We start from the raw sequence: 13,473 nt of genomic DNA, 5'->3' as shown, positions 1-13,473 counted from the left end.
GCAAGAAAAGTACAACATTATGCATTTTAGCTATGAATTATGAATATTGTCCGATTTCGTTAAATCATGAAAAACTCTTAAAAGGAGAGGCATGTTTGTTTTTTATTCGACATTATTGGTAGAAAAAACGTTTAGAATGAGTCAGATTAATATGTTAAAGGAAAACTATTTTGTTCTACAGTGCATCCTATGAAAAAGTACAATTATTATGCATCTTAAACGAATAAATATTATCCAATGTCGTTAAACGCATGAAAAACCTGAAAAGAGAGACATGTTTGTCTTTTTTGATGCTATTGATAGAAAACAGTATTAAAGTATTTAATAAGAGTATCTGATTTTATGATATGTCATACAAGAGTTTCGTTGAAATCAGGAATTTTGCCCAAGGTATTTGTAAGCTTATGCTTCATTTTTGCTTTTTCACAGCCGCTTGCGGCGTTTGAGCTTTTTGGTATTCGCTTTTGGGATGGAAAAAAGTCAAATTCATCTCCCTATAATGTTAGTGATACAGCAAAATCCTACAAGGTTGAGGTTGTGGCACGGCCGGGTGCATCGTCTGTGGGCGTAAAAATAGTTAAGGATGTATCTGCTCTTGTTGCTGATAAAGATAAGGTGTTGCCTAATTCTTCTAGCTTATTGGCTAAAGCTCGGTCAGATTATCAGGCAATTCTTTCTGCTCTTCATGCTGATGGGCGTTATGGTGGTGTCATTAGTATTAAAGTTAATGGAGTAGAAGTTGCGGATTTAAATCCTATGACTCAATTGCCGGCTCAATCTCATATTGTCATTCTGATTGATGCTGGCCCTCAGTACGTTTTTAGTTCTGCGCGTATTAATAAAGCTGCTTTACACACAAAAGATAAAACAGGTAAAATGGTATCAATCGAAGATTTAGACTATCAGATTGGCGCTGTTGCGAAATCTGATACCATTCTGAAAGCAGAACGATGGGCAATAGAGGGGTGGCGTCAACAAGGTTATGCTAAGGCGAGCATTATCGGGCGTGATATAGTTGCAGATCACGCTGCACATCTTATTGATACGCAGATTACAATTAATCCTGATCGCAAGACATATTATGGTTTTTTAAATGTGCGTAATGTGAGTGAAAAACCACGTATGGACTTAGCTTATATTGAATGGATGACAGGATTGAAGCCAGGTCAGGAATACAATCCTGATATATTGATCAAAGCTAATGACCGGCTTGCTCGCCTTAATGTTTTTCGAGCTGTGAATATACAAGAGGCTGATACAATTAATCCCGATGGTCGTTTGCCATTGACGCTTGTTTTGGAAGAGCGTAAGCCACAGCGTTTTGGTATTGGTGGCGGCTATTCGACATTAGATGGTGCGGGTTTAGAAGCTTATTTTATACATAGAAATCTTTTTGGCCATGCAGAGAGCCTTAAAATTGAAACTAAAATAAGTGGTGTTAGAAGTAAAAGAGTACAATTGAGAACAATATTTATAAAGCCCGGTATAATCACACCAGATACAGACTTTAGGGCACAGCTGCAAATGCAACAAGATATCCTAGATAATTATGCCACAACAGTTTTTGGAGGAAAGTGGGGTATTACGCATATTTTTAATGATAATTTATCAGGGAACGTTTCCGCATTTATCACAAACGGTTATTCGCACGATGACTATTTTGGGAGTCGTTATTTTACGGCAATGGGGCTATTGGGTGGTTTGACTTATGATAGTCGTGATAACAAATTAGATGCAACAAAAGGTCTGTATGGGGAAGCGGTTCTTGCACCATTTTATGAATTACGATTTGACAATTTTATGACAAAAATAACTATGGAAGGCCGTTCTTATTGGTCATTTGATGCAAAAGATCGTTTTGTTTTTGCAACAAGGGCAAAATTAGGGGCGGTTATTGGAGCTGATGCGGCTCAATTGTCTTCAAATATGCTTTTTTGGGCTGGTGGTGGTGGATCTGTTCGCGGTTACGCTTATCGCAATATTGGTATCAGAAAAGAAAATGATGTGGTTATTGGGGGAAAGGCGCTTGTTGAAGGCTCAGCAGAAGTCCGTTTTGCTTTGAATGATCGAATTGCATTTGTCAGTTTTATTGATGGTGGTTTGGTAGCGGAAAAGATGCGTTTTGATCCTTCAGAAATTAAATGGGGAGCTGGTATTGGAGGTCGTTACGTGACAGGCCTTGGTCCCTTACGGTTTGATTTAGCCTTTCCTCTTAAGCGAGAGGAGGGTGATCCTCGCTTTGGTTTTTATGTGGGTATAGGGCAAGCATTCTAATGAAAAAAATATTGCGTTTGGGAATTTTTTTATTTGGATTTTTTATCCTTTTTATATGCTCCCTTCTTGTTTTGCAGAAAGGCAATATGCCTTTTCGTGAAGCAATAGTAGATGATTCTTCATGGCTTGTTTCTTTTATTGAGCGCAAACTTTCAGCACCTAATCACCAGGTACGTATGCATAATGTGCGGGGGGTATTGTCTTCTCAAGCGTCAATTGGCGTTATTACTATAAGTGATGATCGGGGTGTTTGGCTTGAAATTGCCAATGCTAAGATGAATTGGAGACGCTTAGCATTGATGAGGGGGCGTATAGAGATTGATCAGCTTTCGATGGAACGTATTACGTTTTTACGTAAACCACAGAGCTTTACTTCCACTGAATCTGGTGTGTTTACCATACCAAAATTGCTATTAGATGTGTCTATAAATGCGCTGATCGCTAAGCATGTTGCTTTTAAACAAGACTTTTTTGGTCTTTCTTCCGATGTGTCGTTAAAAGGACATTTAGCCTTAATCAGTGGTGATTTGGATGTGGATATAGCGGTTCATCGCTTAGATGCGCCTGGTTATTTGTTTCTTCTTGCGAAAATATCTAATAACAGTAGCATAGCTAAAATTGATATTACTGCCGATGAGCCACAAAATGGTATCGTAGCTAATGTGCTTAATGTTGAAAAACGTCCTGCATTAAATCTCGCTATTCAAGGTGAGGGCACTTTGGATGATTTAAGCGTTACGCTTCATTTAAAGGCTAATCATCAGCCTGTTTTAGATGGCAGTGTTATTCTTGCGCGTTCTTCAGAAGGTTATAGTCTTTCTACAAAGTTAGCGGGCACCATAGGTCTTTTTATACCAGCTCAATATCGTAGCCAATTTGAATCTGAAGTTGCATTACAAGCACAGGCAATGATGACCAAAGAAGGTGTAATGCGTCTTGATCATATGACACTTCAGAGCCAATTGATGAATTTTATGGCCAATGCTGAAATAACAGCTGATGGCTTTTTGCGGCGGCTTTTTGTTAATGGAAATATGGCTCTCCGTGATAAGGAAAAAGAGTCTGCACATTTACCGCTGGTAGAAAAGAAGATAAGTGCAGATAATCTTACTTTAACAATTGATTATGGTCGTAAAGGGCAACAAACTTGGAAGGGGCAGCTTGTCATGCATCATTTGGGCAATGACAATGTTTTCATTCGTGATGCGGTTTTTGATATGGGAGGGGTGAGCGAAAATCTTGATAATCCGGCTTCTCGTCATGTTGGTATTCAGATTAGTGGAACTCTTCAAGGGGTTACGAATCCTAATGGTGTCCTTACAGGTGATCTAAACCAAACGGTTCATGTGCATTTAGATACGGATATTTTAGCTGGAAAACCAGCACTTATCCATGATTTGAGCGTTACGGCTCAGGGTTTTTCTGTTTGGTTAAAAGGAGAGCTGGATCGTTTGGTTTTTAAAGGCGATCTTGGTTTAAAAGCGCAAACATTAGTACCGTTGAGCTTGTTAAGCGGGCAACCATTATCTGGTAGTGCAGATATTAAAGCTAAGGGAAGTATTAGCTTAATCAGTGGTGTCTTTGATTTCGGACTATCAGGTGTTGCTGATAACGTGAAGATAGGCGTAGAGACTATTGATCCTTTATTAAAAGGAAAGTTCACTCTTTCAAGCAATGCTGCTCGGAATACGACAGGTCTTATTATACTACGCCATTTGCATTTGAAAAATCAGCATGCCCACGTAAATGCCAAAGGCTATTTGTCAAGTAAAGATACTAAGATAGATTTAGATGCGCAAATGTCTGATCTTTCTGTCTGGGATTCGAGAATAGGTGGAGCAGTCACAATACGAGGTGCTGCCAGAGGGCATAATAATCTTATAATGCTTAGTGCGCGTGCTCATGTTTCTGAAGCATTTTTGGTTAGAAAAAAGCTTCAAAATACAACATTAAATATTAATGCACTGATGGATAATACATTACCAGTTTCCCCCTCTTTTATTGGTTTTATTGAAGGTGATGGAACTTTTTCTGAAAAACCATTGCAGCTATCTGCTTCCTTCAACAATTCCAATCATATTTGGAAGTTTCAACATCTCAATGTTAAAGGAGGTCATGCAACGATAACTGGTGGTTTTTCTCAAACAATTAAAGGTTTTATAAAGGGAATCTTGCATATTGATGCTGATGATATCTCAACACTTTCTGCATTATTTTTGCAGGAAGGAAGTGGAAGTGTGAAGGGAGATTTTATCTTAGATGAAAAAAATGGCAGACAAAAAGTCGATTTGAAGGCCAATATTGATCATTTAATATTTGCAGAGAACGAAATCAAAAAATTAACAATACAGGCTGATATATTAGATCCTTTTGGCGCAATACAGTTTGAAGGTTTTGTCAATGCAGAGCATATCCAGACACCGTTGATGATTATCAATCATTTAAATGCTCGCGCCAGTGGTGACAATGGGCAGACGGTTTTTAATGTGCAGCTGATGATGCCTGATGATACAAGTGCACAGCTTGCTGGTCGTGTGCTGACGAAAGAATTGCCGGCAGGCGTGAAACAGACTGTACAGATTGAAACTGTGGATGTGAAGCATTCTAATCTTCACGCAACATTGCTCAAACCAGCGACAATTATTTATAAAGACAACGGGGTGATGGTGAATGAATTGGGGCTATCTGTCAATGAAGGCGAGATTGTGCTTTCGGGCGATTTTTATGATATCCTTAATTTAAATCTTACAATAAGTGCACTTCCTGTTGCTTTAGTCGATTTGTGGAAACTCGATTTCGGAGCTGTTGGTACTTTGTCTGGGCAGGTTATGATTAGTGGTAGTTTTGCAAAACCGGATATAACTTATGATATAAAAGGTCAAGAGCTAACACTAGCTGCTCTTCAAGAAGATCAAATAATGCCCTTTATGCTTTCTGCTAAAGGTAGATTCGCCGATCAGACCCTTACTATGTATACAGATTTAGCAGGAGATAAGCTGCAGATGCAAGCAGAGGGAACTGTGTCTTTAGATAAAGGTACGATTGAGCTGCATGTCGATTTGCAAAAGTTCTCTGCGCATTTGGCCAATAGTTTGATGAAGGGAAAATTTCTTAAAAAAATGGTGATGGATAAAGTTTCTATTGGTGAGACAATAAAGGATTTATCTGAGCATTTGACCAGTAGTTTTATCAAAGAGCAATTTTGGGGAGGAATAATGATTGGTACGGTTGATATTGGTGGAAAATTAAAGGATTTATCTGCTAATTTTGACCTTTCTATTCAAGATTTGGTAGTTATGACGCATAAGGGATCTGCAGCAGTAAGCATAAGTACTCGTGGTTCTTATAAAAATTCGACACTTCATATTGAACATATAAAGGCGAATGGATACAAGGGATTGGATTGCTCCGTAAATGGATATATTTCTCTGAATGATTCAGGAGTTGACTTGAAGGTAAAAGGTACAATGCCTCTTATCTTAATTGATCCCTTCTTAGCTAGGCGTGGAGCATATTTAATGGGAAGTGCAACAATTGATACAGCTATCAGTGGTATGTTCTCCCAGCTGCAGTTGAAAGGACATTTGACCGTGGCAAATGGCAGTTTTTTTGATCCTCAAACAAATTTTGGACTGAAAAATATAGCGATTGAAGGAAAATTGAAGGGATATGATATTACTTTAGAGCGCGCTGATGCTCATTTTTTGGGCGGTGGTTCTGTTTCTGCTTCAGGCCATATTGCTAACGATTTGAAAACAGATTTGGTTCTGCATCTTAAGCACGCCAATTATAATGATGGATCTATGATTTTTATGACGCTAACAGGTGATGCAAATATAACTGGTCATTTTTTGCGTGGGCTTGTTATTGGTGGTGATCTTACAGTTGAAAAAGGAGCGTTTATTTTTCCCGATTCTTTTCAAAAAGGAAAACTTCTTGATATTAAACATAAGAATTTAACCAAACCGATTCAAAAAACGCTTGAACGTGCAGAGGTTCTGAGTAACAGCCAGAATGACGTTGTTGCTAAAGAAACTTTTTCTGTTGTACAGTTGGATATACATCTTAATGCGTACAATAAGTTTCTTGTGCAGGGTCGGGGCTTAGATGTTGAGTTGGGAGGACTCGTTAGTTTTAAGGGTCCATTGAATGATGTACGTCCATTTGGTGAGTTGCAGATGATTCGCGGGCGTTTTGACATTCTTTCACAACGTATCGATTTCGATCAAGGACAAGCGACTTTCAGCGGTAGTTTTATTCCAGTTATTCATTTGGTCGCCAACCATAATAGTGGAGATACGCGTGTTACTGTAACAGTAAGTGGAAATGTTAGTGATCTTGATGTTTATTTTTCTTCACAACCTGTTTTGCCACAGGATGAAGTGTTGGCGCGTTTGATTTTTAATCGCTCTCTTAGCGAACTATCGCCGTTTCAGCTTGCCCAGCTTGCGTCAGCAGCTGCTGAACTTGCAGGTGCTGGTAATACAAATACATCATTATTGAGTTCTTTACGCACAAAAATCGGTCTTGATGATCTTGATGTTGTCATTGATGAAAAGGGTAATACAGGTTTACGTGTTGGGCGCTATATCCATAATAATATTTACTTAGGTTTTGAAGCTGGATCGGATGGAACGACAAAAGGAACAGCGAATTTGGATATTTCAAAAAATCTGAAAGCTAGAGGCGCAATAGGGAATGATAACAATTCTAGTTTTGGTCTGTTCTATGAAAGAGACTATTAAATATTAAAATTTTTAAACATTAATTGCTTAAAATGTTTGCTTTTTGAATGGGATATGATGAAGTTTTTATAGAAATTTTCTTCTTTCGTCAGTAATTCTGGAGAGGATTCCCTGTTCAACAAGTGGTTATTTCGTATCTTTCCAGAGTGATATCGTTTAACATCATTTGTCCATCATCTGTATAGGCAAAAGAAATACGTTCAAAATGAATAGAAGCTTACGTTTTATGAAGATTTCTAGCTTCTTTATGTTTCGTAACAGGAATAAGATATCTAATACTTTTTAATATCGTACTGATACTAACCAAAGCAAATTCAATTTTAACGCGCACATTTGCTAACTTTTTTAGCGGAGTTCATAGGAGAGAAGTAAAGCCATAATTAAAGGACATTAATTCATCTTGAAACCTTTGTTCGTTGGTTTGCGAGGTCGCCGGAAAGACAGATAACCTATATGGCGCTGTTGGTGCGTGTTGCCAATATTAGAGTATTATGACTTCAATCATTGAACGCTATTTGTCTGTTTTTCAACATCAAAAACGGCTTTGTTTATGCGTTTTTGCATTAATTTTTCAAGCAAAAAGCTTTTATCATACGAGTATCAACAGCATTTTCTGTTACTTCTCAGAGAGAGGGAAGTTTTTTCTACGAGGCTACAAACGCGTTTTAAAGCTATTCAAATCCCTACAAATGCTCGTGAGCCTACTTGTTAAGGCTATAGTAATGAACATAAATTTTGAATAAACATAACGTGAACAAGGCTGATAACAGAGAGCAAATCACGTACAAATTGTGATAATGGTATCAATAATATTGCAGGCTACCGTTGTATTATGGGGTACACGGGCAAGAAGATCGGATGAGGTATTATTTTGGTAAAAGAAAACGTTTTGTTTCATAAGACGTGCATAGATTTTGCGCTGTTGTTCAGAGATAAACTATTGCTTTCTTTGCTTATAAAATAAATCTGGGTAGAATTTAAGAATAAAGATGAAAGCAATAGAGAGAGCAAAATAAGCATATTAATCAATAATATGCTTAACAACGTCACACATAATCCGTGTGCTGGCTGTGAAGGCGCAGAAGATGATAATCATTGAAAAAAAGCTGCACTCTGCTAACGTGCATATTTATAAAAATTTTATCTTAAAAGGTAGATGATAAAATGTTTATCAGAGGAGGATATTTGTTTCTGATCATATTTCTATTTTCTATCATTGTTTCATGGAAAACTAAGAGATTTCTTATAGATTGATACTCTTCTGATCAAAAGAACGCTTTCTTATAAAGAAGTTTAACGTCTCAATCTACTGACTCTCAAAGTGCTATAAAAAACTATTTATGGCACTTGTGAGATCTTTTGCGTTCTAAATTGTAACGAGCTGCGTATATGTACTACGTTAATATAATAAGGTCATTTAGGTGCTATCACCATCATTATTTGACGACCTTCAAGTTTAGGTTCCGATTCAATTTTAGCAATATTACCTGTGTCTTCTTTAATCCGCTGAAGGAGCTTCATTCCAAGGTCTTGGTGTGCCATCTCACGACCACGAAAGCGCAAAGTAATTTTCACTTTATCACCATTATCAATAAAACGATGGATAGCTTTAAGCTTGACTTCATAATCATGAACATCAACATTTGGTCTCATCTTAATTTCTTTTATTTCGATGATTTTTTGCTTTTTTCGTATTTCAGCAGCTTTTTTTTGATTCTGATATTTTAGTTTGCCCAGATCGATGATTTTGCACACAGGTGGTTCTGCATTTGGTACAATCTCAACCAAATCAAGCCCCACTTCTGCAGCCATAGCGAGTGCTTCTTGTGTTGGAACAATCCCTTGATGTTGCCCTTCATCATTAATAAGCTGAACACAGGGAACACGAATATCTTGATTTGAACGTGGCCCATCTTTCTGAGTAGGCGTTATTTTAGATGGTCGACGAATGGCTTATTCTCCTTGATTCCAATTTATCGATAACATTTTAATATATAATTATCTATGGAAAAACAACTGAAATTTATATAGGAAAACAACTGGTATTTGTACTTTTTTGCACTATGCCTTTATAAAAGGTTCTTGATTATTATTGAGTTTAGAGATTTTCTTTTTGTGAGAAGAATATTTCATGGAGAAAATAGAATGATTGATAAAGATGTTCCTTGTCAATATTTTTTGTTTGAAGATACAGCTCTTGCTGTACGTCATTACAAAGGCAATCGTTCTCCTGGTTTGGTTTGGCTTTCTGGTTATAGATCCGATATGCTGGGGAGCAAAGCAATGACTGTTGATGCTTTTGCTCAAAAGAATGATTTGTCTTGTTTGCGTTTTGATTATTCTGGCCATGGAGAGTCTAAAGGAGATTTTTTCCAAGGGACGATTTCTCGTTGGGTGAAAGAAAGTTTAGCGGTCTTTGAAGCTTATTGTGAAGAGCCGCAAATTTTGATTGGTTCCTCTATGGGCGGATGGATTGCTCTCAGACTTGCCATGATGCTTGCGCAGAAAAACAAAGCGCTTGCAGGCATGGTATTAATTGCGCCAGCTCCTGATTTTACGCAAACCTTGGTGGAACCAGCTTTGGGTGCGGAGGAATGGAAAATGTTGGAAGAAAAAGGCTATGTTGAACACCTTGTGTCTGGTGATACGGAACCATTTTCTTTTACAAAAGCATTGATTGAAGACGGACGAAACAATTGTGTAATGAAAGAATGCATTGATATTGGATGTCCAATTCATATTTTGCAAGGGATGGAGGATAATAAAATTCCCTATCAACATACATTGACTCTTCTTGATTATTTACCTTTGCATGATGTAACATTGACGCTTGTTCGTGATGCTGATCACCGGTTTTCGCGTCCGCAGGACTTAGAATGTCTTGAAAAAGTGTTGATGTCATTTGTTGATCGGATTAACGTAGCATAAGGGTTAAGTTCATTTATTATAAGAGATAAAGATACGGTGTATGGCTGTTTATGAACAAGACTTTATTCTGTGTGATCGCATTGTGCCTTTGCAAGTAAGAGAACATAAATCCGCATGCCGTTTCACTTTACGCATTGATTCTGGAGGGCAGAGGATTTACGTGACGACCCCCCCAGCGGTAAGTTTCCATGAGGTACAATATTTCATTGATAAGCATCGATTTTGGATTGAGTTGCAACTTGCGCGTATATTCGTTTCTTCTGAGCATTGTTATCTTAAAGAGGGTGCAACGATTCCTTTATTAGGCGTTGCACATCTCATAACGCGTAAAGAAGGGCGTGGAGTGACTGAAATCATTGCAGGTGGTGCGCTGCAAAAACCACAAATTATTGTCTATAGTCGATTAGAATCTCTGCCAAGGCGTATTGCTGATGTTTTGAAAAAACAGGCAAAGATCATTATAACACCATTGGTAGAACATTATACATATAAAGTCGGACGCAAGGTTAAATCAATTCGCTATAAAGATACAAAAAGTCGCTGGGGATCATGTTCAGCAGATGGACGTCTATCTTTTTCATGGCGTCTTGTTATGGCACCAAAAGAAATTATTCAATATGTTGTTGCGCATGAGGTGGCTCACCTTATTGAAATGAATCATGGAGAAAAATTTTGGGCCATTTGCGAAAGTCTATGTCCTGGTAGTAAAACTTATCGAGCTTGGTTGAAGAAAAACGGTCACACGCTGCATGCAATCAATTTTAAATAATGTCAAAAGATATGATGTTTATTTGAAGAGCTATTTGTATTTAAAAATTATTATATATCCATTTATGGTATATCCCAATTACAGAAAATAATAAGATTTTTCATTTTTTACGACCATTTAAAAATATATTTTATTCTTTATTTTAAGCTTAGTGATTTTCCTTTTTAAGAAGGATATTACATGGGGGAAAAATAATGAGGGATCAAAATATTCTTAGTCAGTTTTTTTCATTTGAAGATACGGCTCTTGCGGTACGTCATCGTAAAGGTAGTTGCTCTCCAGGTTTGGTTTTGTGGTTATCGAGGCAGTATGTTGAGTGATAAGGCGATGATGATTGATGCTTTTGCTCAAAAAAATGATTTGTCTTGTTTGCGTTTTGATTATTCTGGCCATGGCGAATCTGAAGGAAATTTTTTCCAGGGATCGGTTTCACGTTGGACAAAAGAAAGTTTAGCGGTTTTTGAAAATTATTGTGAGGGATCGCAGATTTTGATTGGTTTCTCTATGGGAGGGTGGATTTCGATAAAGCTTGCTGTGATGCTTGCTCAAAAAAACAAAGTACTTGCTGGTTTGATGTTGATTGCACCTGCGGCGGATTTTACGCGAATCTTGGTAGAACCAAATTTGAGTGAAATGGAGTGGAAGACTTTGGAAGAAAAGGGCTATATTGAGCAGCCTGCGATTAAAGATAATCAACCTATGCCTTTTTCAAAAGCGTTGATTGAAGATGGACGCAACAGTTGTGTAATGAAAGGATACAATGATGTTCGGTGTCCAGTGCATATTGTGCACGGAATGGAAGATAAGGAGATTCCTTATCAGAATACATTGAATCTCCTTGATTATTGACCTGTGCATGATGTGAAAGCAACATTCATTCGTGATGCAGATCATTATTTATCGCGTCCACAAGATTTAGAGTATCTTGAAAAAAGTTTGATGTCATTCATTGACTAGATCAATGTAAATAAAGATTTAGTTTATTTATTGTAATAGTGTGAATATATGATGCATAGCCGTTGTGAACAAAATTTTGTTTCTCTGATCGTATCGTACCTTTACATGCCGTAAGAACACAAATGCACGCATCGTGTCACATTCCGCATTGATATTGTGGAGGGAGGAGGATTTACGTAACGAATACCACTGCGATAAGTTTCCGGGTAGTTTAATGTTCTATACATAGATTGGTAATGAATTGGCTGTTGATTAAGTTTCTGTACATTCTGGATTGTTTTTCTGTGGAGCGAAATATGAAAAAATATACGTTGCCTCTGGAATAGGTCTTAAATTGTAAAAGAGTGCAGCCAAAAATATAATGATATAACATTACTGTATTCTTTTGAGAGGTGAAAAATATATTCAATGGAACTTTTTCTTTGATATTTCATTCTGTGTGTGCATAACCACGTAGTGTTGAGGTTCCAATAGCCCTCAACACGGTTGTTCTTTTTCTTACGTGTTCTACTGAAAACTTTCGATATTTTTACTTTATCTTTTTGGTCATTCAGTTTAGCATTTCTTGATAATTCTTAATTTCAATTGGAATAGCGCCAATGCCTATCCTTACAGATCCTATTCAATTCTTACAGGCGCTTATTCGTTGCCCTTCTGTTACACCTCATGAAGCGGGTGCTTTATCTGTGTTGGAGCAATTTTTGCGAAAAATGGGATTGAGTGTTGAGCGCCCCGTTTTTGTGGATAAAAATACAGAAGATGTTGAAAATCTTTATGCCAAGATAGGCAATGAAGGACCACATCTTATGTTTGCTGGCCACAGTGATGTGGTGCCGCCTGGTAAACAGGAAGACTGGAGTTTTCCCCCTTTTGAGGGAGTAATCCATCAAGGGAAATTGTATGGGCGGGGTGCTGTTGATATGAAGGGTGGGATCGCTTGTTTTATAGCAGCATTGGCTCGGTTTCTTGAAAAAAAAACAATAAAAGGAACAGTAAGCCTTTTAATAACTGGTGATGAAGAAGGTCCTGCGATCAATGGTACTGTAAAACTTTTAAAATGGGCGGTGCAAAAAGGCGAAAAATGGGATGCAGCCCTTGTTGGTGAACCAACAAGTGTGAAAGTGGTTGGTGATATGATAAAAATCGGTCGCCGAGGATCACTTTCAGGTATTATTACAGTTAAAGGCTGTCAAGGTCATGTTGCTTTTCCTGAGAGGGCAGCTAACCCATTACCTTTGGCAAGTAAGCTTATTCAAGCATTGACACAAACAGAATTGGATCAAGGAACACAGAATTTTCAAGCAAGTAATTTGGAATTAACAACCATTGATACAGGCAATTCTGCGGTCAATATTATTCCAGCGCAAACAATAATCCGTTTCAATATACGCTACAATGATCTTTGGACAAGAGAAACGCTCATTGATGAAATCGAAAATCGTCTTGCTTCGGTGCAAGCAAAAAATGATCATGGTCAATTGCCATATTATCAACTCGAATGGATGCCAAGTTCGGGGAGCGTTTTCTTGACCAAAAATGATAAATTGGTTGAAACTTTATCAAACGCTATTGAAAGCGTAACAGGAAAAAAACCAGAATATTCGACCTCTGGAGGGACTTCTGATGCACGGTTTATTAAAGATTATTGTCCCGTTGTTGAATTTGGTTTGCCGGGACAAACGATGCACATGGTGGACGAATACGTAGCTCTTGATGCAATGGAAAGCCTCACCTCTATTTATGAACGCTTCATTGCTGATTTTTTTGCATAAAGAAATGATTCTTATTGGTGAAAATAGT

General features: G+C 37.6%; 6 protein-coding genes and 1 pseudogene. 6 read left to right on the top strand and 1 reads right to left on the bottom strand.

Annotated elements, in window-relative coordinates; translation table 11 throughout:
• Window positions 1-342 precede the first annotated feature (342 nt).
• Window positions 343-2,274 carry an autotransporter assembly complex protein TamA gene (locus NPX98_RS01040; protein WP_269022108.1) on the top strand — a complete coding sequence of 644 codons (1,932 nt, stop codon included), beginning with the start codon at window positions 343-345 and terminating at the stop codon, window positions 2,272-2,274.
• Window positions 2,274-7,019, top strand: coding sequence for a translocation/assembly module TamB domain-containing protein (locus NPX98_RS01035; protein ID WP_269022106.1), 4,746 nt, complete (start codon window positions 2,274-2,276; stop codon window positions 7,017-7,019). Before NPX98_RS01040 ends, NPX98_RS01035 begins: the two co-directional genes overlap by 1 nt.
• 1,413 nt (window positions 7,020-8,432) lie before the next feature.
• Here NPX98_RS01035 and infC read toward each other — a convergent pair.
• A complete protein-coding gene (gene infC / locus NPX98_RS01030) occupies window positions 8,433-8,951 on the bottom strand; it encodes a translation initiation factor IF-3 (RefSeq protein ID WP_269022425.1) in 519 nt (172 codons plus the stop codon).
• A gap of 213 nt (window positions 8,952-9,164) precedes the next feature.
• Between infC and NPX98_RS01025 the strand changes: the two genes are divergently transcribed.
• From NPX98_RS01025 to dapE, 4 genes and pseudogenes are all read left to right on the top strand, one after another.
• On the top strand, window positions 9,165-9,947 hold the full coding sequence (locus NPX98_RS01025) for an alpha/beta hydrolase (RefSeq protein WP_442864437.1): 783 nt from the start codon (window positions 9,165-9,167) through the stop codon (window positions 9,945-9,947).
• 40 nt (window positions 9,948-9,987) lie between these two features.
• A complete protein-coding gene (locus NPX98_RS01020) occupies window positions 9,988-10,716 on the top strand; it encodes a M48 family metallopeptidase (protein WP_269022105.1) in 729 nt (242 codons plus the stop codon).
• A 194-nt stretch (window positions 10,717-10,910) separates the two neighbouring features.
• A pseudogene (locus NPX98_RS01015) lies at window positions 10,911-11,673 on the top strand (alpha/beta hydrolase).
• Between the two features lie 599 nt (window positions 11,674-12,272).
• Window positions 12,273-13,445 carry a succinyl-diaminopimelate desuccinylase gene (gene dapE / locus NPX98_RS01010; RefSeq protein ID WP_269022104.1) on the top strand — a complete coding sequence of 391 codons (1,173 nt, stop codon included), beginning with the start codon at window positions 12,273-12,275 and terminating at the stop codon, window positions 13,443-13,445.
• The last annotated feature ends 28 nt before the right edge of the window (window positions 13,446-13,473 follow it).

Origin of the sequence: Bartonella sp. A05, from assembly GCF_026930145.1 — a bacterium.
GTDB lineage: Bacteria > Pseudomonadota > Alphaproteobacteria > Rhizobiales > Rhizobiaceae > Bartonella.
This window is presented reverse-complemented; position numbering and strand designations above follow the sequence as displayed.